The sequence below is a fragment of the Enterobacter sp. 50588862 genome (assembly GCF_001462935.1).
GTDB lineage: Bacteria > Pseudomonadota > Gammaproteobacteria > Enterobacterales > Enterobacteriaceae > Enterobacter > Enterobacter bugandensis.
In genome coordinates, this window is sequence record NZ_LNHM01000043.1 from 18,492 (window position 1) to 43,281 (window position 24,790).

Sequence of the window (24,790 nt, forward strand, 5' to 3'; positions counted from 1 at the left end):
TTTCGGGGCGCAGTTGCGCCCCTTCGCATTTGCAGGTACGCACTATGAATACCCTTCCTCACTGGTGGCAGAACGGCGTCATCTACCAGATTTACCCAAAGAGTTTTCAGGACACCACCGGCAGCGGCACCGGCGATCTGCGCGGCGTGACGCAGCGGCTGGATTACCTGAAAACCCTCGGCATCGACGCCATCTGGCTGACGCCGTTTTATATTTCCCCGCAGGTGGATAACGGCTACGACGTGGCGAATTACACCGCCATCGACCCGTCCTTTGGCACGCTGGATGACTTTGACGAGCTGGTTGCCGAAGCGCACGAACGCGGCATTCGCATCGTGCTGGATATGGTGTTTAACCATACCTCCACGCAGCACGCCTGGTTCCGCGAATCGCTGAACAAAGAGAGCCCGTACCGCCAGTTCTACATCTGGCGCGACGGCACGCCGGAGCAGCTCCCCAACAACTGGCGCTCCAAGTTTGGCGGCAACGCCTGGCGCTGGCACGCCGAGAGCGAGCAGTATTATCTTCACCTTTTCGCGCCCGAGCAGGCGGATCTCAACTGGGAAAACCCGGCGGTGCGCGCCGAGCTGAAAAAGGTATGCGAGTTCTGGGCCGATCGCGGCGTGGACGGCTTGCGTCTGGACGTGATTAACCTCATCTCTAAAGATCAGGATTTCCCGGACGACACCATTGGCGACGGTCGCCGCTTCTACACTGACGGGCCGCGCATCCACGAATATCTTCAGGAGATGAGCCGCGACGTCTTCACCCCGCGCAACCTGATGACGGTGGGCGAGATGTCGTCAACCTCGCTGGAGAACTGCCAGCAGTACGCGTCGCTCGACGGGCGCGAGCTGTCGATGACCTTTAACTTCCACCACCTGAAGGTGGACTACCCCGGCGGCGAAAAGTGGACGAAGGCAAAGCCGGACTTTGTGGCGCTGAAAGCCCTCTTCCGTCACTGGCAGCAGGGCATGCACAACAAAGCCTGGAACGCGCTGTTCTGGTGTAACCACGACCAGCCGCGCATCGTGTCGCGCTTTGGCGACGAAGGGGAACACCGCGTTCACGCTGCAAAGATGCTCGGCATGGTGCTGCACGGCATGCAGGGCACGCCGTATATCTACCAGGGTGAAGAGCTGGGCATGACCAACCCGCACTTCAGCCGCATCACCGACTACCGCGACGTGGAAAGCCTGAACATGTTCGCCGAACTGCGGGCCAATGGCCGTGAGCCGGATGAATTACTGGCGATCCTGGCGAGTAAATCCCGCGATAACGGGCGAACCCCAATGCAGTGGGACGCGTCGCACAATGCGGGCTTTACCGAGGGCGAGCCGTGGATTGGGGTCTGCGATAACTATGAAACCGTGAATGCCCGTACGGCGCTGGACGACCCGGATTCAGTGTTCTACACCTATCGGTCGTTGATTAGCCTGCGTAAAACCCTGCCCGTGCTGACGTGGGGGGATTACGACGATCTGCTGCCGGAACACCCTTCCCTGTGGTGCTATCGCCGCCAGTGGCAGAACCAGACGCTGGTGGTGGTGGCGAACCTGAGCCGAGAGCGCCAGCAGTGGCAGCCGGACCCGGTACAGGGCGCATGGCAGGTCGCACTCAGCAACTATGAGGACGTCCCCTCTCGTCCCGATACGCTGCAACTGCGCCCGTTTGAAGCCATCTGGTGGGTGCAGGAATAAACGTCAGGAGATACAGCATGCTGTATCTCCTTTTTTTATGTTTAGCGATACGCTAAATGTACGACGATAACTTTTACATCACGGCGTACCGAAAATAAAAATAGCCCTGCCAATTAAATAACCTCGGCAGGACATGATGAAAAAGACAATTATTAAAGTAACGTGTATTAGCGCATTATTATTGAGCACACAGGGATGGTGCGGAAATACGTCCGTCGACCTTCGCTTTGGCCATAATACGCGCTCTGACGTAAATGATTCACGTATTAAGGTTATGCATCAGGCGGATAACGGTTTTTACTTCTCCGTTGAAGCCGCACAAAACCATAACGACACCTTTTTTGGTGATACCGACCGAAATAATCCCGATGACAAAGGATTAACGGAGGCGGCACAGGAGATTGAAACGCGCTGGCGCTTCAATCTGGGCAATGGCTTTGCCGTTGCGCCTGGCATGGTGACGGTTTTCACCCCCAGTAATACCCACTATCGCCCCTTCATTCAGGGCTGGAAAGCGTTTGATAACGGTCTGAACCTCTCCGCCCGTTACCGTTATAACACCGTCAATGACGCACACAGCGACAAAGAATTAGACGGCAGCGGCTACACCCGCCGCCAGTCACACCAGTTCGACATTTGGTTCGCGTACAACATTGGCAAATTCGGTATGTCCTACAACCCGCGCTTCCGCTGGCAGGATAATGTCGATCAGGGAACCGGGGATGATACCTACTGGGAGCATACCGTTGCGTTCAACTACCAGCTCGACGATGGCTGGACGCCTTACGTCGAGCTGGTGTCACTGGATAAAACCTATATCAACAATGACGGCAACCATGAAAATGATTATGCCGTACGTCTGGGGATAGTGAAGCAGCTCTGACGGCCTGACTACACCGTATCGTGCTGCAGCAGCCTGCAGCCGATACGGTCCACGGCGCTTAACAGTTCAAGCTGTCCCTCCCGCTGATACAGCGATACCGCGTTAATGTCGATCGATAACGGCCAGCATAGCGTTGAGATTGACGCCAGCGTCGCCCCCTGACGGGTAATTGCAATAATCTTTAAGCCCTTGCGCAGCGCGTTTCGCGCCATTTCTATCAGCGACTGTGTCTCCCCGGATTTGCTGATCAGCACCAGCGTCCCCTTCGATACCCGTGTCAGCTGGTGCATGTCATTCAAAATAAGATGCGGCAGGCTCGCCAGCGATAAAAAGCGCGACAGGTAGTTGAGGCTGGTAAGCGAGGCGCCGCGTGCGTACAGATAGATATGGCTGGAATGGATGAGCAGCCTGGACACCTCCGCCACAATGTCGTCCGCCTGCGGACCCGCGTCGGGCACTGCAGGCGCAGGGGTAAAATGATCGCGTAAAAAACGATACCGAAGCTCGGTATAGCTTTTATACCCCATTTTTTTACACACACGATTAACGGATGTTGTCGTTGTAAAGGTATCACGGGCAATCTCTTTTGCCGAAATATTAGAAATATTACACGCGTGATGCTGAATGTATTCAAATATCAAGCGTTCACTTCCCTGGAATGAATTCATATATTACACCCTGTTTAATCCCGGCATGATATTAACACAACAGAAAAATAGTCTCTGGAAGGCGCTTCACACATTGCATTTACGCGTATCGCGATACGTAATTAGTATTAGCAAACGTTAAAAACTGTTTTAGGTTCTCTTTATACTTTCCCTGTTTTCACATCCAGGGAATTATGACAATGACGAAACAGAAAGTTGTCGCGGTAACGGCCTGCCCGACGGGCATTGCACATACCTTTATGGCGGCGAATAAAATTATTGCATGGGCTAAAGAGCATAATATTGAGGTTAAGGTCGAAACGCAGGGCAGCGACGGCGTTAAAAATCGCTTAACGAAGCAGGATATCGCCTCCGCCACGGCCATTATTCTGGCAACCGACGTCCCCATTCAGGATGCCGAGCGCTTTGAAAACATTCCCCACCTTCAGACCCGCACGCAAGAGCTGATCAAGCATACCGATCGCTATCTGCGTCAGGCGCTTGCCATGGAAAAAAACGTCACGACTGTCGTACATGAAGACGAACTCCAGCCTTCGGCTTACCAGATTTTTATCGGCCATATCATGGCGGCCATCAGCTATATGCTGCCGGTGGTGGTCATGGGCGGTCTGATGATGGCAACGGCCAAAATTACCGGCCAGTTTATTAACATCGACCATTCGCCGTTCAGCGTGCTGGATAAAGTGGGCTTTATGACCATTAAGTTCATGTATCCGGTTTTCGCCATGTTTCTGGCGTTTTCCATTGCCGGCAAACCGGCGCTGATCCCCGGACTTATCGGCGGCATCATGTCAGACGAGGTCTACAAGCGCTTCTTTGATATCGAAGGCTTTATGCCGTCCGGCTTTTTCGGCGCGATCGGCATTGGCTTTTTTGTGGGCTATCTGGTGCGCTGGCTGAATGATTCCATTCACGTCCGCCAGCAGCTCACCACCATCAAGACCATGCTGGTCGTCCCGCTCATCACCGGCATTACGCTGGTGATGGTCATGGAATATTTGATTAACCCGATTTTTGGCTCGCTTAACCAGCTGATGGTGGTCTTTTTTACCTCGGCAGGTGACACCGGGCGCGGATTCTATTCCGCGATGATCGCCGCAGGCACCGCGTTTGACCTGGGCGGCCCGGTCAACAAGGCGGCAGGCTCAGTCGCGCTCGGCCTGAATGGCATGAGCGAAACGTTTGATCTCACCGCCCGCGAACTCTCCATCGTGATCCCCTCTGTTGGCGTCGGCTTTGCCGCGTTCCTCAACGGCCGCTTTGGACTACCGGATGTTTTTAGCCGGGAAGAGAAAACCGTTGGCAGCACCTCGTTGCTGTTGGGCGTGATTGGGATCTCCGAAGGCGCGATCCCGTTCATCCTGAAAAACCCACGTCTGATCCCGGTGTTCATGACCGGTGCCGTCGCCGGCGCGCTGGTCGCCATTGCACTCGGCGTGAAGCAGACGCTGCCGCTGCCGGCCATCTGGGGCTGGCCGCTGGCAACCAACGTGGCGGGCTACCTGGCGAGCGTCTTTATTGGCGCACTGATTTGCGCCCTGGGCGTGCTTTACGTCAGCCCAAAGAACGCCAGCTAAGGGGAAGGTCATGAATCAGATCCACGTCATTGCCCATACGCACTGGGATCAAGAGTGGTATTTCACCCGTCAGGACAGCATGGTGCTGGCGTCATATAACTTTGCGGACGTCATCGACACGCTGGAGCACGACCCGGCTTACAGCTGCTATCACCTTGATGGACAGATGGCGGTGGTAGAGGACTTTCTCGCTATCAATCCCGATTATCGCACCAGGCTGGAGACGCTGGTCAGAGCGAAAAGGATTTTTGTGGGGCCGTGGTATACCCAGACGGACACCTACAACGTGCATGGCGAATCCATTATCCGCAACCTCAAATACGGCATCTTCTCTGCCCGTAAGCTGGGGCACGCCATGCAGGTTGGGTATCTTCCGGATACCTTCGGCCACAATGCGCAGATGCCCACGATTTTGCAGGGCTGCAATATCGACAACATCGTCTTCTGGCGCGGCATCGATCACGACAGACAGGCGAAAAGCAGCCAGTTTCTCTGGCGCGCGCCGTCAGGGGCGACCGTTATCGCCTGCGCGATGGCGCTCGGTTATGGCGCGGCTAAAAACATCTCTTCAGACGCGAGCCATTTGCAGGGAAAAATCTTCCCGATGGTCAATCTCCTGCGCTCGCGGGCCGGAATAAATGACCTGCTGCTGCCCTGCGGCGGCGATCAGGTCAGCATCGACCCGGCGCTGCCGAAAATCCTGCAGGTCGCCAGCGCACGCTCCCCGGATGAGGACCATTACGTCATCAGTTCGCTGGAGCGCTACGTCGACATTCTGCGCGCGCAGCGTGAGCAGTTTGAATTCTGGGAAGGAGAGCTGAAATCGCCGCGCTACACCCGCATCCATAAAACGATCGGCTCCGTGCGCTACGACATTAAAAAGAAAAATGATGCAGTTGAGCAGTTCATCCTGCGGCAGCTGGAGCCGACAATCGCCATGGCGCGTCATCAGGGGCTCCCGGTCAACCTCTCGGTGGTCGATACGCTCTGGAAGAAGCTGTTGCGAAGCCATGCCCATGACTCCATCGGCGGCTGTAATAGCGATGCCACCAACCGCGATATTTTGCATCGACTGGAGCAAACCGAACAGCTGTGCCACAGCCTGTGGAATCTGGTGGTGAAACCCCTGGCCGCCGCCTGCGCCCGGGAAGGCGATCTGCTGATTTTTAACCCGCTGGCCACGCAAACGCAGCGCGTGGTGAAAACCACTCTCTATAGCCGCGCTGAAAATATCGCCCTGATGTATCAGGGGCAGGCCATCCCCTTCGACGTCCTGAAAAGAGACGTGTTGCCCGGCGGAACGGCGATCTCCCTTAACGCCGAAGGCGAATGTGAAACGCCCCTTCCCCCTTATTACCGCTGGCACGTTGCTGTGAAAACACCGGTTCTGCCGCCAGTCGGCTATCTCAGCGTTAACGTTGAAGATGACCCGGCGCCTTTCCGGCAGCCTGAACAGACAACGGGCAGCGAGATAGAGAATGCGCATTATCGATTAACGCTGGACGACGGAACGCTAACTCTGCACGACAAACGCAGCGGCAGATGCATCCCCTCGTTCTTTACCCTTGAAGACTGTGCGGATGCGGGCGACAGCTACGATTTCTCACCGCTTGCGGGCGATACCCCGACGCTGTGCGACCAGTTCACGCTCGTCGGCTGCCTGAAAACGCCGCTTGTCGAAAAGCTGATCGTTGAAGCCACCCTGTTTCTTCCGCCAGATCTCGCCGGACGCCAGGATACTGCCCGAACGCCGTTATCCCTTCGTCTGGAGTGCACATTACGCGAAGACGATCCGAACCTGTACGTCGAGGCTTCGCTGGAAAACAGCCACTGCGATCACCGGCTACGTTTACTGATCGGCAGCGATATTCGCACCCGTCACGCTATCGCCTCCCAGCCCTTCGCGATAATCCAGCGCGATACGGGGTGTGAGAGTGGAAACTGGCAGAAGCGCTATCGCGAGATGCCCGTGGATATCGAAACCACCGAAGGCATTATTGCTGTCGCGGAAGCGGGCAAAGCGCTGGTGGTGAATAGTCGCGGTATGAAGGAATTTCAGATTATCGGCAGTGAACCCGCGGCGATTGCTCTGACGTTGTTTAAAGCGACGGGCGTGCTCGGGCGCAACGATCTCGACTGGCGACCGGGCCGTGCGTCCGGCATTAATAATACGGTGGTTGAGACCCCCGATGCGCAGTTGCTGAAACCGCTGCACTTTTCATTTACCGTCGCGCTGGCCGACAGCGCCGATCATCTCACGCTTCGCCAGCTGGAAAACCAGACAGCGGGACAGCCCTTCACCTATCAGCGGCAAACGCTGCACACGCTCGATCACCGCCTTGAGCGCTTTGCGTTGCGTCTGCCCGAGCATCAGCTTCCGGCACAATTCTCATTATTGACCCTGCCGGAGCCGCTAGTCCTTTCTGCCCTGCCCCATGCGCAACGGTCGAATGGCACCGTCGTCCGGGTGTTTAACGCCGGGACGCAGCCGGTTCCCGTCCCGGAAAGTCTGGCGGGGCTACGTCAGATCAACTATCTGGAAGAGCCTGTGCCGCCGGTAACGGCAATCCCCCCTTTCGCAACCTGCGATTTTTTGAAGGAGGCATAATATGAACTTGCTTGCATTGACGCACCCCGATCTGGTTTTTATCAACCCGCCGCACCGTACGCCTGAAGCGCTGATCCGCTGGCTCGCCGAACCGCTCGCCAGGCGAAAAATCATCTGCGATGAAGAAACATTCATCCAGAGCGTGTTACAGCGCGAAAGCGAAGGCCCTACCGCGCTGGGTGAAGCGCTCGCCGTTCCGCACGGTAAAACCGAGGCGGTGCAGCAGGCGGCGTTTTGTCTGGCACTCTTTGACGACCCGATACGCTGGCCGGGGCTGGACGGTGATGAAGAGGTCAGAATGGTTTTCCTGCTCGCCATTCCGCCCGCGGAAGCAGGCAGTACCCATATGCAGCTGCTGACGACGCTGACCAGTTTATTGACAGAAGATCAAGTGCGCGCGCAGCTTCTGGCGGCGCGCACCCGGGAAGAGGCGATGTCCGCCCTGAGTGCTGAAGAACCTCAAAAACAGGATGCGGCCCCTGACCGCTCCCTTCTCATTCCGGTGATACTGGGCAGTATCGCTACCGCAGCCTTTTTACAGGCAGGATTGAGCTGGGCCTGCGCGGTGAGTTAACCGAACGGCGCTCAGCATGTACCACGTTGAGCGCTTGTTTTTGTTGAATAATTAATCAGATTTTTCCTTCGCGTCTTTACAAAGGCTGAAGCGCCCGCCGTTTGTACTCTCGTCTTTTTACTTTGTTCTGCGTCAAATAAATCGCAAACTTGTTTGATGCAAATCACTATATGTAGAACTTAAAATGCACGCCGACCCAACATATTGTATTAATCGTCTACTATTCCAACAACAAGACGGCGCTTACGCTGGCCGGAATTGTGGATAACATGAGCTGGGAACGGGGGAAGTCTTTGGCCTGGCGGGGAATACGTCCGGTGAATACTTCTCCACCTCTGTGGATAACCTGTTTTTAAAAATGGAGTGATCATGACACCGCATGTGATGAAACGTGATGGCTGTAAAGTGCCGTTTAAATCAGAGCGCATCCAGGAAGCCATTCTGCGTGCAGCTAAAGCAGCGGGAGTCGATGACGCAGATTACTGCGCCACCGTCGCAGAAGTCGTTAGCAGCCAGATGACTGAACGCAGCCAGGTCGATATCAACGAGATCCAGACCGCGGTTGAAAACCAGCTGATGGCTGGCCCCTACAAACAGTTAGCCCGCGCCTACATTGAGTATCGCCACGATCGCGACGTGCAGCGTGAGAAGCGCGGTCGCCTGAATCAGGAGATCCGTGGCCTGGTGGAGCAGACCAACTCTGCCCTGCTCAATGAAAACGCCAACAAAGACAGCAAAGTGATCCCGACCCAGCGCGATCTGCTGGCCGGTATCGTCGCCAAACACTATGCCCGCCAGCATCTGCTGCCGCGCGACGTGGTCTCGGCACACGAGCGCGGCGAGATCCACTATCACGACCTCGATTACTCGCCGTTCTTCCCGATGTTCAACTGCATGCTGATCGACCTGAAAGGCATGCTGACCCAGGGGTTTAAAATGGGTAACGCCGAGATTGAACCGCCTAAGTCGATCTCCACGGCGACAGCGGTAACGGCACAGATCATCGCTCAGGTGGCGAGCCACATTTATGGCGGGACCACCATAAACCGCATTGACGAAGTGCTGGCCCCGTTCGTGACGGCGAGCTTCAACAAGCATCGGAAAACTGCCGAAGAGTGGCAGATCCCGGACGCGGACGGCTATGCGCACTCCCGTACCGAAAAAGAGTGCTACGACGCGTTCCAGTCGCTGGAATATGAAGTGAACACGCTGCACACCGCCAACGGGCAGACGCCGTTTGTAACCTTCGGTTTTGGCCTGGGCACCAGCTGGGAATCACGCCTGATCCAGCAGTCCATTCTGCGCAACCGTATTTCCGGCCTCGGCAAGAACCGCAAAACCGCGGTGTTCCCGAAACTGGTGTTTGCCATCCGCGACGGCCTGAACCACAAGTTGGGCGATCCGAACTACGACATCAAACAGCTGGCGCTGGAGTGCGCGAGCAAGCGCATGTACCCGGACATTCTGAACTACGACCAGGTGGTAAAAGTCACCGGTTCGTTTAAAACGCCTATGGGCTGCCGCAGCTTCCTCGGGGTGTACGAGGATGAAAACGGCGAGCAGATCCACGACGGGCGTAACAACCTGGGCGTCATCAGCCTGAACCTGCCGCGCATCGCGCTGGAGGCCAAAGGCAATGAAGCTGAATTCTGGAAATTGCTGGATGAACGCCTGCAGCTGGCGCGTAAGGCGCTGATGACCCGTATCGCACGCCTTGAAGGGGTGAAAGCCCGCGTGGCGCCCATCCTCTATATGGAAGGGGCCTGCGGCGTGCGCCTGAAGGCGGACGATGACGTGTCCGAGATCTTCAAAAACGGCCGCGCGTCGATTTCGCTGGGCTATATCGGCATCCACGAAACCATCAACGCCCTGTCTGGCGACGCGCATATGTACGACAGCGCGGCCCTGCGCGAAAAAGGCATTGCGATTGTCCAGCGCCTGCGCGACGCGGTTGACCAGTGGAAAGAGGAAACTGGCTATGGGTTTAGCCTCTACAGTACGCCGAGCGAGAACCTGTGCGACCGCTTCTGCCGTCTGGACACCGCCGAGTTCGGGATTGTGGAAGGCGTGACCGACAAAGGGTACTACACCAACAGCTTCCACCTCGACGTGGAGAAAAAGGTAAACCCGTACGACAAGATCGACTTCGAAGCGGCCTATCCGCCCATCGCCAGCGGCGGCTTCATCTGCTACGGCGAGTACCCGAACATCCAGCACAACCTGAAGGCGCTGGAAGACGTGTGGGATTATAGCTATCAGCACGTGCCGTATTACGGGACCAATACGCCAATCGACGAATGCTACGAGTGTGGCTTTACCGGTGAGTTCGAGTGTACGAGCAAAGGCTTTACCTGCCCGAAATGCGGCAACCACGATGCAGCCCGTGTCTCCGTGACCCGCCGCGTGTGCGGCTATCTCGGCAGCCCGGATGCCCGTCCGTTTAACGCCGGCAAGCAGGAAGAGGTGAAGCGCCGGGTGAAACATCTGGGGAATGGGCAGATCGGTTGAGCCACTGCCACATTTATGCCCGGTGGCGCTACGCCTACCGGGCCTACAATCCTCACTCACACTGTACCCGGCTTGGTTAACCGCTATGAACTACCATCAGTACTACCCCGTCGACATCGTCAACGGCCCCGGTACCCGCTGCACCCTGTTCGTTTCAGGCTGCGTTCATGAGTGCCCAGGCTGCTACAACAAAAGCACCTGGCGCGTAAATTCCGGCATGCCGTTTACCGCCGAAATGGAAGACCGCATCATCGACGACCTGAACGACACGCGCATCAAACGCCAGGGGATTTCGCTCTCCGGCGGCGATCCGCTCCATCCGCAAAACGTGCCGGAGATCCTGAAGCTGGTGAAGCGCATTCACCGCGAGTGTGCGGGAAAAGATATCTGGGTCTGGACGGGATATAAGCTGGAAGAGCTGAATGCTGCTCAGAGGGAAGTCGTGGATTTGATTAACGTGCTGGTGGACGGCAAGTTCGTGCAGGATTTAAAAGATCCGGCCCTGATCTGGCGCGGCAGCAGCAACCAGGTTGTGCATCATCTGCGTTAAATGCTAAAGCCGTTTATTTGCTTCATGATAAACGGCTGATTTCTCTCTCTTTCCGATAGCGATAACAAATACCGTAACTACGTTATCCTGAACCTGATAAACCAAACGATAACCCAGAGATCTGAGTTTTATTTTGTAGCAATCCGGCAGGCCGTGCAGGCGGGCCTATTCAATTCTGGGGTTCACTAAGACGTCAGCAAGTTTCTTTTTAAACTGGCATTTCACCGTATCGCCCAGCTTATGCCACTCCTTTAAAGCCCTAGGGTCGAACTCCAGTTCATAAATCATCCAGACTAACCTTAATTCCCTTTTGTGGATTCGCCAGTCGCTCCCGGACTGTCTGTATCAGTTCATCTTCACTGTCACTGATGGTGACAGTTTTCACCGGCATACGCCCTGTTTCCGCAACGTACTGAAACAGTAACCGCACGGCTTCCGTTGGGGTAATATTGAGTTTTTCCAGCACGGCATACGCCTCATTTTTGAGTTTGTCATCCAGACGGACGTTAAGCGTGGCCATTATGCCTCCAGTAAAATCGAATGTGTAATGCAGTTTAGCATTACATTCGCATTACATCGAATTCTGGATAACGCCTCTCAAAACCGGCTCAAACTCTCCATCGCCTCAGCCTTAAACGCCGCAAAATCCTCGCACTGGCACAGGCGCGTCATTGCGCGTTCTCGCAGGAAAGTGACGAAGATGTCGTAAATCGCCATCGCCTCTTCGTACTCGCTTTTGCTGATGGCGAGCAGGAAGATGACGTGCGCCGTTTCATCCCCCCACTGAATACCCTGCGGAGCCAGCACCGTATAGACCACCGTTTTCTGTGCCAGCAGGCCGAGGGAGTGCGGCAGCGCGATGCCGTCGCCGAGCATGGTGCTGACGATAGCTTCACGCTCAACGACCGAATCCAGAAACTCCGCGCCAACAAAGCCTTCGCGTTCAAGCTGGTCACACAGCTCGCGGAACAGCGTTTGCTGGTCAACAGGTTTGTTGAGAATGCGGAAATGGGCCGCGTCGAAGTATTTCTCCAGCATCCACGGGCGGGTGCGGTCCACCAGCACCAGCTTGCCGATCTGCTCTAACTGATAATCGGTCGGGAACGGGGCGATCGTCACCACCGGTTTAGATTTTTCACTCACGCGGGCGGTGGAGATGACAAAGTCTTCGCCGATGGCATCCGCAAGCTCGTACTCGCGCAGAGTGAGCGTGCGCGTCACCTCGATCTGCGGGTATTTGCGCTGGAGCACCGCCTCGATCATGCGCACCATCGCATTACCGGCGTCGCACACCAGCAGCACGCGCGGCTGGCGCTGGTAGCCGATGTTGTAGTGGCGCTCCAGCCCCACGCCGATGTGCAGCACCAGAAAACCAATCTCGTTCTCGCTGATCGCATACGGCGTATATTTCCCCCAGCTCGACACCGCCGCGAGAGTCATATCCCACGCCATCGGATAGTGCTGCTTGATGTTGTCCAGCAGCGGATTGGGGATCATGATTTGATAGCGCACGCGGGTGATCATGGTTTTGATGTGCGTGAGCAGATCGGCGTGCAGCTGCGCGTCGCTGAGCAGGTTGTAGTTATAGTGGGTGTTGATGTAGCGCAGGATATAGTTGACCAGCGCTTCGTCGTCGTCGGCGTTAATCGCGCTGGGGGCAATCTCCTGAATCTGCCGCGCCGCGATGTGGACGCACAGCCAGCTCTCTTCCGATGGCGCAAGCGCCTTGCCCGCCAGCTCCTGAATGGCCACCGCGATATCCTTCGCCGCCTCGCGCACGTTCTCTTCCACGTCTTCCGCGTGGAATTCCGGCAGCGGATACCCCTCGCTGATGCGCCGCACCGACACCGCGCAGTACAGGCGCAGGAACAGTTCGCCTTCGTCGGTCAGACGAATGTGATGGCGGGTGAGCGCGTCGTGAAGCACGACCACCATCTGCTCCGGTACCCCGGCGTTGAGCGCGACCTCCGTCACCAGCGGGTTAAGGCTGTCCTGCTGCGCCAGCTCCCACAGAAGATCGGTCAGGCAGGCGCGGACCGACATCTCGCTGCCAAACAGCTTCATGCCGTGGCGCGGGCGGGTTTCCAGCGTCAGGTTATAGCGCTGGAACCACTCGCGCACTTCCACCATGTCGCTCTGCAAGGTGGCGCGGCTGACAAACCACTCGTCGGCCAGATCTTCAAGCTTAAGTGAAAACGCCGACGTCAGGAAACGCACCACCAGATAGTGCACGCGCTCCGGTCCCGTTCGGGGAATACGCAGCGCGCGCGGGTGCGATGCCTGCAGCTGCTGATAGCGCTCGGCATCGTCAATTTTAAGCTGGTAGCCGTTACCCCGGCTCAGAATAAACTGCGCGCCGTGGCTCGCCAGCAGCGCGTTCAGGGCGGTGATATCTGCGCGGACGGTTCGCGTGGAGACCGACAGCCGCTGCGCCAGCTCATCCTGCGGCAGCGTCTCGTTTTGCAACAGATCGAAAAGTTGCGCTAAACGTTGGTTCGGAAATCGCACGTCGTTGTCCTCTTACTGCTCAGGGTGAAATGACCATCTGGGATGGGCTGCCGACCGGGGTATAGTCTGGCTCGAAGCTCAGCTTGCCGTCCTGCGCCACGCGGAAACGGGTAATGTTGTCGCTGCGCTGGTTCATGACGTACAGCCAGCGGCCCTGCTTATCGAGCGTCAGGGTGCGCGGGTAGTCGCCGCGCGTCCAGACATCCTCCTGATGCGTCAGCGTGCCCTCCGCTGTTACGGTAAAGTGCCCGATACTGTTATGCAAACGGTTCGCCACATACAGCTGTTTACCATCGGCGCTTAGCGCCAGCCCGGCAGCAAAACTGGTACCTTTATAGCCGTCCGGCAGGGCAGTGATCGTTTTGCCCTCTTTCAGCCTGCCGCTGCTGTCCAGCGCATAATGGGTGAGCGTCGACGCCTCTTCGTTAATCAGCCACAGGGCATCGCCTTTCGGCGTAAAGACGAAGTGGCGCGGACCGGCGCCTTTTGAGGAGGCGCTGATAAACGGCGGATCGTTCGGCGTTAGCTTTCCGGTTCGATCGTCAAAGCGGTACTGATAGATACGATCCAGCCCAAGATCGGTGGAAAAAACGTACTTCCCGCCCGGATCGGCGGCGATCATGTGCGCATGCGGGCCGTTGTGATCGCTGATCGCGAAACTGCCCTCAACGGCAGCTTCCGGCTTCGCCACGCCCGGTTCGCCCTGGTCCTGATATCTGTCCGTCGCGTCACCCAGGCTGCCGTCCGCGTTGACGGGCAAAACGGCAATCGATCCGCTGACGTAGTTCGCCACCAGCAGATGCTTGCCGTTTGGCGTTAGCGAAAGATACACCGGCCCGGCGCCGCCGGAGGCCACCTGATTCAGCTCGCTCAGCTCACCGTTATCGCCGACGCGCAGCGCCTGCACCACGCCCTGCTCCACTTCGCTTGCCAGATACAGCGTTTTACCGTCTTGCGAAAGGGTCAACTGCGCCGCATTCGGCAGTTTGCTCACCAGCGTTTTATCGTCCAGCGCGCCGGTTTGCGGGTCGACGGTAAAACGGTACAGCCCTTCACCGTTCGGATTATAGGTGCCCACCCAGGCGTATTGCGTCTGGGCGATGGCGGCGGTGGCGAGCATTGAGAGTGAAGCGACAAGCAGGTTACGGGTGTGCATGGTGGCTCCTTTATATGTGTGAGTTCTACTTCACCAGCTTCTTCGTCATCGCCAGCAGCGTACGCACATCTTCGGGACGCGTATCGCCGCTGGCTTTGTCGATAATCGAGCTGTAGATATGCGGGATGATTTTGCTCACGCCCGCGTCGAGGGCGATCTGCAGGATCGCCTCATAGTTTTCCAGATCGATACCCCCCGTCGGCTCCAGCCAGAAGTCGTGACGGGCGCAGGCTTCCGCCACCGCCTGGTATTCGTCACGGCACTTGAGGCCGCCCATCGGGAAGTACTTAATCGAACTGCCGCCGAAGTCTTTCAGCAGGGCAATCGCCGTTTCAACCGGCACGATACCGTCCGGCGCTTTGCTGCTCAGCGGGCCGGTGGAGATTTTCACCATGCCGACGGTACCGGTCGGAGAGACCAGGCCATTGACCACCGATTCATTCTGCCCCAGCAGCGCGCGGCTCGCGGCCACGCCGGTGAAGACCTGATTAACGTGCTGCGGCTGCACCTGGCGGGAGATCTCGCTCACCATTGCCGACTGGTTCGGATCGCCCGCGCCCAGCCCTACGGAGAGCGCGTTATCAATCAGCGCCGCGTATTCACGCATATCCGCGACCGCGCTCGCCACGTCCGGGTAATTTTTGGAGAGCACGCCCACCAGCACGTGACCTTCCGCCGCCTCGTAAATGGCGCTGGCGTTGGCTTTCGAGCCGGCCAGCACGTTCAGGCAGACGCGGTCACGGTAAAAATTGGGGGTCAGTTTCATACGTTTTTCTCCTGTCCTAATACTTCACTAATGCGGCGGTAGACGATGTTCAGCTGGTCAGCACTTACGCTGCGCACGTCCGCTTCGATAATCCCTTCGTTGGCCTTGTAGCCACGGAAATAGATGGCGTATTCGCCCTGCTTGAGCGCGTTCACCAGGTCACCCGTGCCGACGCCTGTGGTGGCTTCGTCGAACTTAATTTCGGTGCGGGCGATATCGCGACCCGCGCTGTCCCAGACCACGCGGGCGGTGACGCCGTTCAGGGTGTTGAGCGCGTCGATAAACGGCGTCATTTTTGCCACCATCTCGGCGCCGCTTTCCTTGGTGGCCGTCAGGTAGTGTTCGATGGCGCAGGTCAGGCCGAGGATCCCCTCTTTACCCACCTTCATGGCGCGGCCAATACCCGCCGTCTGGCGTTTCACCCACTCGACGTACTGGGTTTTGCCGATCACCAGGCCGCTGGTTGGCCCCTCGATCGCTTTCGCGCCGCTGTAAATCACCAGATCCGCGCCGGAGCGGTAGTACACGTGCAGATCTTCTTCCGCCGCGGCATCAACGATCAGCGGCAGGGAGTGTTTACGTGCGACGACTGCCGCCTGCTCGACGCTGAGCATGCTTTTCTGCACGCAGTGGTGCGATTTGATGTAGAGGATCGCCGCCGTGCGCGGGGTGATGGCCGCCGCCAGCTGGTCGGCGGAACATTCGTTGGCGTAACCCGCTTCCACCAGCTTGCCGCCGCCCAGCGCCACCATGGTGCCGACCGGCGCGCCAAAGTTAACGTTGTGGCCTTTCGGCAGGACGATTTCATTGTTCTCGATTGGCGTGACGTGCAGGTTTTCCAGCAGCCAGTCGCTGTCTTTTACCAGCACCGCCGCCACGGACTGGGCGATGCCCGCCGACGCGCATGAGACCACCGTCGCGCCTTCCACATCCAGCAGCTTCGCGATGTATTCCCCGGTTTTGTTAACCAGATCCTTCATCTCGAAGTAATGATTCATGCCGTCCATCGCCGCCTGCACTACTTCCGGGCGCGGCGTGGAGACGCCCAGCGCCGTCATGCGGCCAGAGGTGTTGATAACCTGCTTTAAATTATACTTCTCATAAATCGAAGGCATGTTCCGTGCTCCCTTGTTCGGTCATGTAGCCCTTGCCCGCGCGGATCGCGGCAAGCGGCACCAGAATGTGTTCAGCCTGCAGACTGTCGTTTTCAGCGTCCGTCAGCACCGTTGGCTGGCGTTTAATCGTGAACAGCGTCAGGTCGGCGTCGAGACCCGGCTGGATGCGACCCTTACGCGTCAGGCGCAGGCCGTCGGCGGCGTTCGAGGTCACGCAGTCAATCACCTGCGGCAATGACATGCCGATGGCGAGAAACTTCGACATCACGCTTGCCAGCGAGCCAACCGGGCCGTTGATGCGGTTGCGGCAGTAGATATCCGAGCTGATGGTGTGCGGCAGAATGCCCATCGCGATGGCGCGTTTCGCCACCTCAAAGCTGAAGCTCGCCGTGCCGTGGCCGACGTCCAGACGCACGCCACGCTTCAGGGCGGAGGTGATGGAGGCGCGCAGCTCGCCGGACGGCGTCAGAATGCGGTTAGGCTTACCGTTATAGCAGTGGGTAATGATGTCGCCGGAGCTTAACAGCTCGGCGATTTCATCGAGGTTCGGCGGGTTATTGCCGATGTGCACCATCAGCGGCAAGTCGCCATTCTCTTTCTGGATGGCTTTGGCGCGCTCCAGCGGCGTGATGCCGTTTTCACCGACCACGCTGCTGCTCATGCGCGCCTTCAGGCCGACAATAAAATCCGGGTGGCGCTTCACCGCCTGCTTCACCGCATCGGCGTCAATGTTTGCCATGTTGGCCAGCTCGTTCTGGGCAATCAGCCCCACGCGGGAGATATTCAACAGGGCAAAGACCTCGGTGGAGGCCTTGCGGGTAATCGCGTAGAAATCGTCCACGTCGTCGGCCCCGGTACTGCCCGCGTCCACCACGGTAGTGACGCCGGTGGCAATGCCCACGCTGTCCGGCTCGTCGTGGTAAATCGGTGAGTTCGGGTAGCAGTGAACGTGGGAGTCAATCCAGCCCGCGCTAACGTACACGTCACCGTTAAGCTCAACCGTTTTACGGGCGGGAGCGTCAATTTCGCCCGTCGCGGCGATCTTCCCGTCCTGAATGGCGATATCGGTCAGGGTATCGTCGGCGAGGCGCGCACGGCGCAGGAGTAAATCAAACATGAGGATCTCCTGATATGGCGGGCGCCGGAGCGCCCGCGAGTATTAAAGGGCGACCGGGAACAGCCAGCCCAAAATCATTGCGCCGAGGATGGCGCCACCGGTAATCGGCTTCTGCCAGATGTAGAACAGCAGCGCGCCGACCAGCGAACCGACGCCGATTGGAATGGAGGCGGTCATCGCGCTGAGGATAATCAACGGCCCGAGGAAGCGGCCGGAGGCGTTACCCGCGCCCATCATCACGTCTGCGCCGTAGGTGGAGTTGCTTTGGTTGATGGTGAACTTACGCGCCAGGATGATGACGTAGCCAATCGCCAGACCAATCACCAGGCCGGTAATCAGCGAGGCAATGAAGTTGGTCACCGGGAACATGATCCCCGCGCCCAGCAGCAGCGCCGGTACGCCGAGGCCCACGCCGGTCTGGATCGCCCCACCGATGTCGAGAATACCGACTAGCGACCCTTCAATAATGCGGGCGAACAGGAAGCTCGCGCCGAACGCCGCCACCGCGCCGTAGACGCCGGTATCGATGCCCGCTTTCAGCATCGCCACGAAGGCCACTTCGTTAAACGCGCCGATGCCGTAGAGGTAGTACATGTGCGTCCCGGCGAAGACGCCGGAGGAGAGCAGGCCAACGAAGATCGGGAACGACCAGTCGGCATACCAAAAACCTTTATTCTGTTCCATTTAGAGGCTCCTGTTATTTACCGCTGAGCGAGTTGTGGATCATGTCGAGCCAGTTCGGCACGGTCAGATGGAAGGATTCGATCATCTTCATGTCGAAGCCGCGGAAGAAGCCGCTCAACACGAACAGCAGCACGATCGCCGCCATCATCACTTTGGTGACGTGGTTCCAGCCGCTCTCCTCAACGCCTTTACCGATCAGGATGCCGAGAACCAGACCCGGTACGGCGTTCCCCATGATCAGCTGCGCCGCGCCGCCGAAGATGGTGGCCCAGAAGCCCGATTTTTTACCCGCGTCGATGGCCGCCAGCCAGAAGATCACCGGCATCACGGTGTTAACCAGCAGGTTCGCGGCAGGCACCAGCACCTTCACGGCGGTAACCTGCAGCGCTGCCGGCACGGAGGAGGCGGTCAGGTTCAGGAAGGTGACGACGAGCATGCCAATCACGCCGCAGGCAATCGCCATTTTGCGGGGATCGTGCAGCGTTTCGCCGACGTTACGGTTTTTGATCATCAGTGCAGCAGCACCCCAGTTCGGGATGATGCGGTGGTCAACGTCCTGTGTGAAGGCACCTGCAGCCACGGAAGAGGCCCAGGCGTTAAAGAAGAAACCTAACCCAAAGGAGAAGTGGGACGCCGGATCCCCTTCACAGGAGTTCAGTTCCCCCAACGTACGAAACGCGCCCATACCCTGAGTGGTAGGCGCATGAAACATGCGTGCAGCCCCGGCTCCGACACCGACGCCAACCAGGCCGCCAATGATGAGCGATTTTATTAATATAATTAAGAACATCAGTCTGCCCTTTTATGAATAATCAGCGTTGCGTGACGAAATCCACCCGGTCAAGATTGATGGCGGTCACGTTGACGGTCACATCCAGCTCCACGCTGTAGGTGCGTCTTTCCCGGCGCAAAAAGAAGAACAGAAACGCTTCTTTACGCACCGCTTCTTGCGCCTGAACAACCTGCACATCCTGTGGCTCAATACGCAGTAAGATATGCGGTGAGGCTTTCATCACCGCGGCCTGAACGTGGTTGAGCGCGTCGGCAAAGGCGCGCGCTTTGGCGTCGCCCTTCCCCTTCACTCTCACCGTGGTTGTGAACTGTTCTTTCATGCTTATGCGCCGTATTTCTTCTGCCACGCCTGCACCAGACGCTCGCCCAGCTCTTCTTTATCCATAAAGCCAAAGCCCAGCACGTTGCAGCCTTCGTTGATGGCGGTCACGCCCTCTTCCACGGAACGCATGCCGTATTTGGCCTTGTAGCCATATTTGGTTTGGGCGGTGATGGCCCCCGCGCCGCCGCTGCCGCAGAAGGAGATGCCGAAGGTGGCGTTTTCCGCTTTCATTACGTCGCCGAGCTTCATGTCCGCCGCCATGCCCGGCACAACCACTGCGCGTCCACCTGCTTTTTCCACACCCGCAGCCACTTTCTGACCTTTACCCAGGCGATCGCCAATCACGACTGTAATCTGTTCCATGTGTTGCTCCTTAAAGGTTGTCTTTCGCGACTTCAAAGTGAACGGAGAGCAGCCAGGCCTCTTCATCAGGAAGGTTGCCAAACTGCGCCACCACTTCACGGGCAAGCTGCATTGAATCTGGTGAAATTTCGTCGAACAGCTCTGCTTCAACCTCCGGCAGCGGCTCGCCGGTCACGGACCGGTGCGCCATTGCGCGAACGTGGGAGGTGAGCATCTGCTCCTGTACCGCATTGGGGATGATGTTGTGCCGGGCCAGCAGGGCATAAACCTGCTGCAGCATGGTGTTCGCGAGCTGTTCTGTTTGCACCGCCTGTTCCCCAACGTCGTTCATTACCGCTCCGTTAATCACTCGTCTTACCCCGTTAATGGCTCTGGAATAAAACTAACGTTGGGCGTGAAGGGTTTGTAGCGAGTTGTTTTCCACTTCGAAGTGGAAAGGCGAGCCGCAGCAGTGATCTGTGCCACATAAATATGGTGAATCTGGATTAACGGCCGCATTTACGTGATGAATATCACGCTATTAAGCGGCACTAAACAGGTAAGCGGAGTGGAAAAGTTTACGAGCAGGCTCGTAGAAATGTGACGTGGATAAGGTTTTCTTATGGGGATTCGCTAGAGTGGCTGCGGGTGCTTGAGACTGACCGTCTCAGGCATGGGACGGAAAGTGGAAAGCCCCGCCTGATAGAAAATCAGGGCGGGGGCTCGAAACGACACGTCACGACCGTGGAGTTCGCTACCTCGCCCGCTTTAAAGCAAGGAGGCATCCATGAAACGCCAATCCCCAATTATCCGGGTTTCGATGATTTTTGCTTTGACAATAATCATCTTAACGCTGGTGACGAGGAAAACACTGTGCGAGATCCGTTTTCGAAACGGCTCGCTTGAAGTGACAGCGCGGATGGATTGTCGCTCCGGCCAGTAGGGAGCAAGGATGCGGGGGCGCTTAGTGCGCCTCCGCATACGGAGGAAGGACGTACAGCTCAGGCACCCAATTAACGGTATTTCTTGTGATACGTGTTGCGCGTCGCCACAAACTGGTCGGCCGCCGCCTGGGCTTCCTTCACTTTGCCTTCGTTAGCCAGCTTCAGCGCGCCGTCGATCTGACCGACCAGTACGTCAAAGCCGTGGCGATAGTCTTTCATCTCTGCGCTGTCTGCCGCTTTGCTTTCCAGCTTTGGCGGCGTCGCTTTTTGCGCGTCCAGCGCCGCTTCACGCATTTTGGTCAGTGCGCCTTTCATTTCCGCCGCATTGTCCGTTTTCTGCACTACCTTCAGGTTTTGACTGAGGATGTCCATGTTGTCTTCGAGATCGGCAGCAAACGCAGAAGAGCCAAGAACCAGCGTTGAAGCCGCGACGATCGCTAACAGGTGTTTACGCATTGCTCACTTCCTTTTTTATTATTGAAACGCTTGTCGGGTATTACTGGCCGGCGATTTTCATTTCCGGCAGTAATACAGAACCACACTGTATATTGCTACGTGTTTCAATATCGTTACCGACCGTAACGATATTGCGCCACATGTCCTTCAGGTTACCGGCGATGGTAATTTCGCTCACCGGATACTGAATTTCGCCGTTTTCGACCCAGAAGCCTGCCGCACCGCGAGAATAGTCACCGGTGATGCCGCTTACGCCCTGGCCCATCAGCTCGGTGACCACCAGACCGGTGCCCATCTCTTTCAGCATCTGCTCGAAGTTCAGGCCCTGACCGGCAATGCGCCAGTTGTGGATCCCGCCCGCATGTCCGGTGCTTTTCAGCCCCAGCTTGCGCGCGGAGTAGTTGGTCAGCAGCCACTGGGTCAGAATGCCGTCTTTAACGATATCGCGGCGTTCCGTGCGCACGCCTTCGCTGTCGAATGGCGTGGAGGCCAGCCCTTTCAGCAGGTGCGGATGTTCCTCGATAGTCAGCCACTCCGGCAGGATCTGCTTGCCCAGCGAGTCGAGCAGGAAGGTCGATTTACGGTACACCGAGCCGCCCGCGATAGCGCCCACCAGATGGCCAAACAGGCCGGTCGCCACTTCATTAGCAAAAATGACTGGGGCCTTCATGGTGGAGAGCTTACGCGGCGACAGGCGAGACAGCGTGCGTTCGGCACACTCTTTGCCCACCCACTCAGGAGACTGCAAATCCCCCAGCGCGCGGCCAATGGTGTAGGCGTAGTCACGCTCCATGTCGCCGTTCTCTTCGGCAATCACGCAGCTTGAAAGCGAGTGACGGGTGGAGCAGTAGCCCTGCAGCATGCCGTGGCTGTTGCCGAAAACTTTGATGCCGTAGTGGCTGTTGAAGCTGCCGCCTTCGGTATTCGTGATGCGCTTGTCAGCCTGCAAAGACGCCTGCTCGGCGCGCGCGGCCAGCTCAATCGCTTCATCCGGCGTGACTTCAGCCGGGTGGAACAGATCGAGATCCGGCGCGTCAAACGCCAGCAGATCTTTATCCGCCACGCCTGCGTAAGGATCCGGAGAGGTGTAACGGGCGATATCCAGCGCCGCCTGCACCGTACGGGCGATGGCATCCGGACTGAGATCGGTGGATGACGCACTGCCTTTGCGGTTCTGGTGATACACCGTGATCCCAAGCGCGCCATCGCTGTTAAATTCTACATTCTCCACTTCGCCATAGCGGGTGCTCACGCTAATGCCGGTGGTTTTGCTGACCGCCACTTCGGCGCCATCTGATTTACCTGAAGCGAGCGTCAGCGCGGTGGAGACGGCTTCTTCCAGAATCTTACGCTGCGCTTCAACTTGTGAGGTTACTTTCATCGCAAATGCCATACTGTAAGAGAGAGTTAAGTGAAGTCTAACAGAGAACCGTTTTTCAGTGCGCGTCTTAACTGGTAACATTAGCCTCTTTTTTTAAGGAGCCTGACATGACTAAGCAGCCCGAAGACTGGCTCGACGACGTTCCCGGTGATGACATCGAAGACGAAGATGATGAGATCATCTGGGTCAGTAAAAGTGAAATTAAACGTGACGCCGAAGAGTTAAAACAGCTTGGCGCAGAAATGGTAGAACTGGGTAAAAACGCGCTGGATAAGATCCCGCTCGACCAGGATCTGCGTGATGCCATTGAACTGGCACAGAAAATCAAGAAAGAAGGCCGTCGTCGCCAGCTTCAGCTTATCGGTAAAATGCTGCGTCAGCGCGACGTGGATCCGATCCGTCAGGCGCTGGACAAGCTGAAGAACCGCCACAACCAGCAGGTTGCGCTGTTCCATAAGCTGGAGCAGATCCGCGATCGTCTGATTGAACAGGGTGATGATGCGGTACCGGAAGTGCTGAACCTGTGGCCGGATGCCGACCGCCAGCAGCTGCGTTCTTTGATCCGCAACGCGAAGAAAGAGAAAGAGGGGAATAAGCCGCCGAAATCCGCGCGTCTGATTTTCCAGTATCTGCGCGAGCTGTCTGAGAACGCAGAGTAAGCCCCTCACCCCAAAGGGGAGAGGGAGAAGAGATAATGTAAGCCCGGTAAGCGCTAGCGCCACCGGGCTTTTTTTACTCTGCGGCCGCGGCTTTCTTCGCCAGACCGTCCAGCAGCTTCTGATGGATCCCACCGAACCCGCCGTTGCTCATCACCAGAATGTGGTCGCCAGGCTGTGCGGCTTTCACCACCATATCCGCTAAGACATCCACGTCCGCGCTCCAGTGCGCAGGCTGAATGCAGGCGTCGGCCACTTCAGCCACCTGCCACGGAATATGCTGCGGCTGCAGCAGGAAGACTTCGTCGGCACGTCCCAGGGACGGTGCGAGGTCGTCTTTGCAGATGCCCATTTTCATGGTGTTCGAGCGTGGTTCCAGCACCGCCAGAATGCGCGCGGTGCCGCCAACCTTGCCACGTAACGCAGCAAGCGTCGCCAGAATGGCGGTTGGGTGGTGCGCGAAATCGTCATACACCGTCACGCCGTTCGCTTCGCCGCGCAGCTCCAGGCGGCGGCGGGCGTTGATAAACGTCCCCAGGGCATTGGCCGCATCCGCAGGCAGCACGCCCACGTGGCGCGCCGCGGCGATCGCCATCAGGCCGTTGTGCATATTGTGCTCGCCCACCAGGCCCCATTTCACCTCGCCCACTTTCTCACCGTCGAGCAGTACTTCCCACTCGGAGGCATCAGCGTTGAGTTTTTTCGCCTGCCAGTGGCCCTGCTCGCCCACCAGTTCCTGCTCGCTCCAACAGCCCATCGCCATGGTCTGCTTCAGGTTGATGTCGTTCTCCGGCAGGATAATGCGGCCCTGGCCCGGAACAATGCGCACCAGGTGGTGGAACTGTTTCTGAATGGCTTTCAGGTCGTCAAAGATATCCGCGTGGTCAAACTCAAGGTTGTTGAGGATCAGCGTGCGCGGGCAGTAGTGCACGAATTTGGAACGCTTGTCGAAGAATGCGCAGTCGTATTCATCCGCTTCAATCACAAAGAACGGGCTGTCGCCGAGACGCGCAGAGACGTCGAAGTTACCCGGCACGCCGCCGATCACGAAGCCCGGCTTGTAGCCGCAGGCTTCAAGGATCCAGGTCGCCATGCCGGCGGTGGTGGTTTTGCCGTGGGTACCGGCTACGGCAACCACCCAGCGGTCGCGCAGCACGAAATCATGCAGCCACTGCGGGCCGGACATGAACGGAATATTGCGTTCCAGCACCGCTTCAACGCACGGGTTACCGCGGGTCATGGCGTTGCCAATGATGACCAGATCCGGCTCGGGATCCAGCTGGCTGGCATCGTAGCCCTGAATTAAAGAGATACCCTGTTTTTCCAGAAGCGTGCTCATCGGCGGATACACATTGGCGTCCGAACCTGTCACTTCATGGCCCAGCGAGCGCGCCAGCATTGCCAGTCCGCCCATGAAAGTGCCACAAATCCCCAATATATGAATGCGCATACGTCACTATCCTTCTTTAATGTGGCGCACATT

General features: G+C 57.4%; 24 protein-coding genes and 1 pseudogene. 9 read left to right on the top strand and 16 right to left on the bottom strand.

Annotated features, from left to right (window positions below; genetic code table 11):
- Positions 1–44: 44 nt before the first annotated feature.
- Both treC and APT89_RS21115 read left to right on the top strand, forming a co-directional pair.
- Positions 45–1,700, top strand: a complete 1,656-nt coding sequence (treC, locus tag APT89_RS21110) for an alpha,alpha-phosphotrehalase (RefSeq protein WP_060573492.1) — start codon at positions 45–47, stop codon at positions 1,698–1,700.
- A gap of 136 nt (positions 1,701–1,836) precedes the next feature.
- Positions 1,837–2,583: an oligogalacturonate-specific porin KdgM family protein gene (locus APT89_RS21115; RefSeq protein WP_045259644.1), complete on the top strand. Its 747-nt coding sequence runs from the start codon at positions 1,837–1,839 to the stop codon at positions 2,581–2,583.
- A gap of 8 nt (positions 2,584–2,591) precedes the next feature.
- Here the strand turns inward: APT89_RS21115 and APT89_RS21120 are convergent, their stop codons facing one another.
- Complete coding sequence (locus tag APT89_RS21120) at positions 2,592–3,251, bottom strand: MurR/RpiR family transcriptional regulator (RefSeq protein ID WP_041911449.1); 660 nt, start codon at positions 3,249–3,251, stop codon at positions 2,592–2,594.
- Positions 3,252–3,430: 179 nt separating this feature from the next.
- On the opposite strand from APT89_RS21120, the gene APT89_RS21125 reads away from it, so the two are divergent.
- The 5 genes from APT89_RS21125 (at position 3,431) to nrdG (ending at position 11,068) form a co-directional block, all read left to right on the top strand.
- A complete protein-coding gene (locus APT89_RS21125) occupies positions 3,431–4,828 on the top strand; it encodes a PTS fructose transporter subunit IIC (RefSeq protein ID WP_072059933.1) in 1,398 nt (465 codons plus the stop codon).
- Positions 4,829–4,838: 10 nt separating this feature from the next.
- A complete protein-coding gene (locus APT89_RS21130; protein WP_060573495.1) occupies positions 4,839–7,436 on the top strand; it encodes a glycoside hydrolase family 38 N-terminal domain-containing protein in 2,598 nt (865 codons plus the stop codon).
- 1 nt (position 7,437) lies between these two features.
- Positions 7,438–8,010, top strand: a complete 573-nt coding sequence (locus tag APT89_RS21135; protein ID WP_060573498.1) for a fructose PTS transporter subunit IIA — start codon at positions 7,438–7,440, stop codon at positions 8,008–8,010.
- A 369-nt stretch (positions 8,011–8,379) separates the two neighbouring features.
- Complete coding sequence (nrdD, locus tag APT89_RS21140; protein ID WP_060573501.1) at positions 8,380–10,518, top strand: anaerobic ribonucleoside-triphosphate reductase; 2,139 nt, start codon at positions 8,380–8,382, stop codon at positions 10,516–10,518.
- 85 nt (positions 10,519–10,603) lie between these two features.
- Positions 10,604–11,068: an anaerobic ribonucleoside-triphosphate reductase-activating protein gene (nrdG, locus tag APT89_RS21145; RefSeq protein ID WP_060573503.1), complete on the top strand. Its 465-nt coding sequence runs from the start codon at positions 10,604–10,606 to the stop codon at positions 11,066–11,068.
- A gap of 3 nt (positions 11,069–11,071) precedes the next feature.
- Here nrdG and APT89_RS21150 read toward each other — a convergent pair.
- The 12 genes and pseudogenes from APT89_RS21150 to APT89_RS21205 all read right to left on the bottom strand — a co-directional run bounded on the left by APT89_RS21150 (position 11,072) and on the right by APT89_RS21205 (position 20,240).
- Positions 11,072–11,356, bottom strand: a pseudogene (locus APT89_RS21150) (type II toxin-antitoxin system RelE family toxin).
- Entirely contained in the window at positions 11,346–11,588 is a 243-nt protein-coding gene (locus tag APT89_RS21155) for a type II toxin-antitoxin system RelB/DinJ family antitoxin (protein WP_023331889.1), read from the bottom strand. Before APT89_RS21155 ends, APT89_RS21150 begins: the two are co-directional and overlap by 11 nt.
- A gap of 77 nt (positions 11,589–11,665) precedes the next feature.
- Positions 11,666–13,576 carry a BglG family transcription antiterminator gene (locus APT89_RS21160; protein WP_060573507.1) on the bottom strand — a complete coding sequence of 637 codons (1,911 nt, stop codon included), beginning with the start codon at positions 13,574–13,576 and terminating at the stop codon, positions 11,666–11,668.
- 19 nt (positions 13,577–13,595) lie between these two features.
- Positions 13,596–14,732: a lactonase family protein gene (locus APT89_RS21165; protein WP_060573509.1), complete on the bottom strand. Its 1,137-nt coding sequence runs from the start codon at positions 14,730–14,732 to the stop codon at positions 13,596–13,598.
- 25 nt (positions 14,733–14,757) lie between these two features.
- Positions 14,758–15,498 carry a 2-dehydro-3-deoxy-phosphogluconate aldolase gene (gene dagF, locus APT89_RS21170; protein ID WP_041911457.1) on the bottom strand — a complete coding sequence of 247 codons (741 nt, stop codon included), beginning with the start codon at positions 15,496–15,498 and terminating at the stop codon, positions 14,758–14,760.
- Positions 15,495–16,613 (bottom strand): DgaE family pyridoxal phosphate-dependent ammonia lyase, encoded by a 1,119-nt coding sequence (locus APT89_RS21175; RefSeq protein WP_060573512.1) that lies wholly within the window; start codon positions 16,611–16,613, stop codon positions 15,495–15,497. Before APT89_RS21175 ends, dagF begins: the two co-directional genes overlap by 4 nt.
- Complete coding sequence (locus APT89_RS21180) at positions 16,597–17,730, bottom strand: amidohydrolase/deacetylase family metallohydrolase (RefSeq protein ID WP_048960841.1); 1,134 nt, start codon at positions 17,728–17,730, stop codon at positions 16,597–16,599. The genes APT89_RS21175 and APT89_RS21180 overlap by 17 nt, the downstream gene beginning before the upstream one ends.
- Before the next feature lie 42 nt (positions 17,731–17,772).
- Positions 17,773–18,414: a DUF4310 family protein gene (locus APT89_RS21185; protein ID WP_003856081.1), complete on the bottom strand. Its 642-nt coding sequence runs from the start codon at positions 18,412–18,414 to the stop codon at positions 17,773–17,775.
- A gap of 13 nt (positions 18,415–18,427) precedes the next feature.
- A complete protein-coding gene (locus APT89_RS21190) occupies positions 18,428–19,204 on the bottom strand; it encodes a DUF4311 domain-containing protein (protein ID WP_023310182.1) in 777 nt (258 codons plus the stop codon).
- Positions 19,205–19,226: 22 nt separating this feature from the next.
- Complete coding sequence (locus tag APT89_RS21195) at positions 19,227–19,526, bottom strand: DUF4312 family protein (protein ID WP_008501409.1); 300 nt, start codon at positions 19,524–19,526, stop codon at positions 19,227–19,229.
- Between the two features lie 2 nt (positions 19,527–19,528).
- Positions 19,529–19,891: an SFCGS family glycine-rich protein gene (locus APT89_RS21200; RefSeq protein WP_023293430.1), complete on the bottom strand. Its 363-nt coding sequence runs from the start codon at positions 19,889–19,891 to the stop codon at positions 19,529–19,531.
- 10 nt (positions 19,892–19,901) lie between these two features.
- The gene (locus tag APT89_RS21205; protein ID WP_026080657.1) at positions 19,902–20,240 is read right to left on the bottom strand and encodes a PRD domain-containing protein; all 339 of its coding nucleotides are present in this window, start codon (positions 20,238–20,240) and stop codon (positions 19,902–19,904) included.
- Positions 20,241–20,657: 417 nt separating this feature from the next.
- On the opposite strand from APT89_RS21205, the gene APT89_RS21210 reads away from it, so the two are divergent.
- Entirely contained in the window at positions 20,658–20,813 is a 156-nt protein-coding gene (locus APT89_RS21210; protein WP_060573514.1) for a Hok/Gef family protein, read from the top strand.
- A 70-nt stretch (positions 20,814–20,883) separates the two neighbouring features.
- On the opposite strand, the gene cybC is transcribed toward APT89_RS21210, so the two are convergent.
- Positions 20,884–21,270 (bottom strand): cytochrome b562, encoded by a 387-nt coding sequence (gene cybC, locus APT89_RS21215; protein WP_028015297.1) that lies wholly within the window; start codon positions 21,268–21,270, stop codon positions 20,884–20,886.
- Positions 21,271–21,310: 40 nt separating this feature from the next.
- Entirely contained in the window at positions 21,311–22,663 is a 1,353-nt protein-coding gene (gene pmbA / locus APT89_RS21220; RefSeq protein WP_032644960.1) for a metalloprotease PmbA, read from the bottom strand.
- 95 nt (positions 22,664–22,758) lie between these two features.
- Between pmbA and yjgA the strand changes: the two genes are divergently transcribed.
- Positions 22,759–23,310 (top strand): ribosome biogenesis factor YjgA, encoded by a 552-nt coding sequence (yjgA, locus tag APT89_RS21225; RefSeq protein WP_028015295.1) that lies wholly within the window; start codon positions 22,759–22,761, stop codon positions 23,308–23,310.
- Between the two features lie 73 nt (positions 23,311–23,383).
- Here yjgA and mpl read toward each other — a convergent pair whose 3' ends face one another.
- Positions 23,384–24,757: a UDP-N-acetylmuramate:L-alanyl-gamma-D-glutamyl-meso-diaminopimelate ligase gene (gene mpl / locus APT89_RS21230; protein WP_028015294.1), complete on the bottom strand. Its 1,374-nt coding sequence runs from the start codon at positions 24,755–24,757 to the stop codon at positions 23,384–23,386.
- Positions 24,758–24,790: the final 33 nt, after the last annotated feature.

Bases quoted from the DNA above. Each gene is read 5' to 3' on its own strand.
- treC (WP_060573492.1), top strand. From the start codon at position 45: ATGAATACCCTTCCTCACTGGTGGCAGAACGGCGTCATCTACCAGATT.
- APT89_RS21115 (WP_045259644.1), top strand. From the start codon at position 1,837: ATGAAAAAGACAATTATTAAAGTAACGTGTATTAGCGCATTATTATTG.
- APT89_RS21120 (WP_041911449.1), bottom strand. From the start codon at position 3,251: ATGAATTCATTCCAGGGAAGTGAACGCTTGATATTTGAATACATTCAG.
- APT89_RS21125 (WP_072059933.1), top strand. From the start codon at position 3,431: ATGACGAAACAGAAAGTTGTCGCGGTAACGGCCTGCCCGACGGGCATT.
- APT89_RS21130 (WP_060573495.1), top strand. From the start codon at position 4,839: ATGAATCAGATCCACGTCATTGCCCATACGCACTGGGATCAAGAGTGG.
- APT89_RS21135 (WP_060573498.1), top strand. From the start codon at position 7,438: ATGAACTTGCTTGCATTGACGCACCCCGATCTGGTTTTTATCAACCCG.
- nrdD (WP_060573501.1), top strand. From the start codon at position 8,380: ATGACACCGCATGTGATGAAACGTGATGGCTGTAAAGTGCCGTTTAAA.
- nrdG (WP_060573503.1), top strand. From the start codon at position 10,604: ATGAACTACCATCAGTACTACCCCGTCGACATCGTCAACGGCCCCGGT.
- APT89_RS21155 (WP_023331889.1), bottom strand. From the start codon at position 11,588: ATGGCCACGCTTAACGTCCGTCTGGATGACAAACTCAAAAATGAGGCG.
- APT89_RS21165 (WP_060573509.1), bottom strand. From the start codon at position 14,732: ATGCACACCCGTAACCTGCTTGTCGCTTCACTCTCAATGCTCGCCACC.
- dagF (WP_041911457.1), bottom strand. From the start codon at position 15,498: ATGAAACTGACCCCCAATTTTTACCGTGACCGCGTCTGCCTGAACGTG.
- APT89_RS21175 (WP_060573512.1), bottom strand. From the start codon at position 16,613: ATGCCTTCGATTTATGAGAAGTATAATTTAAAGCAGGTTATCAACACC.
- APT89_RS21180 (WP_048960841.1), bottom strand. From the start codon at position 17,730: ATGTTTGATTTACTCCTGCGCCGTGCGCGCCTCGCCGACGATACCCTG.
- APT89_RS21185 (WP_003856081.1), bottom strand. From the start codon at position 18,414: ATGGAACAGAATAAAGGTTTTTGGTATGCCGACTGGTCGTTCCCGATC.
- APT89_RS21190 (WP_023310182.1), bottom strand. From the start codon at position 19,204: ATGTTCTTAATTATATTAATAAAATCGCTCATCATTGGCGGCCTGGTT.
- APT89_RS21195 (WP_008501409.1), bottom strand. From the start codon at position 19,526: ATGAAAGAACAGTTCACAACCACGGTGAGAGTGAAGGGGAAGGGCGAC.
- APT89_RS21200 (WP_023293430.1), bottom strand. From the start codon at position 19,891: ATGGAACAGATTACAGTCGTGATTGGCGATCGCCTGGGTAAAGGTCAG.
- APT89_RS21210 (WP_060573514.1), top strand. From the start codon at position 20,658: ATGAAACGCCAATCCCCAATTATCCGGGTTTCGATGATTTTTGCTTTG.
- cybC (WP_028015297.1), bottom strand. From the start codon at position 21,270: ATGCGTAAACACCTGTTAGCGATCGTCGCGGCTTCAACGCTGGTTCTT.
- pmbA (WP_032644960.1), bottom strand. From the start codon at position 22,663: ATGGCATTTGCGATGAAAGTAACCTCACAAGTTGAAGCGCAGCGTAAG.
- yjgA (WP_028015295.1), top strand. From the start codon at position 22,759: ATGACTAAGCAGCCCGAAGACTGGCTCGACGACGTTCCCGGTGATGAC.
- mpl (WP_028015294.1), bottom strand. From the start codon at position 24,757: ATGCGCATTCATATATTGGGGATTTGTGGCACTTTCATGGGCGGACTG.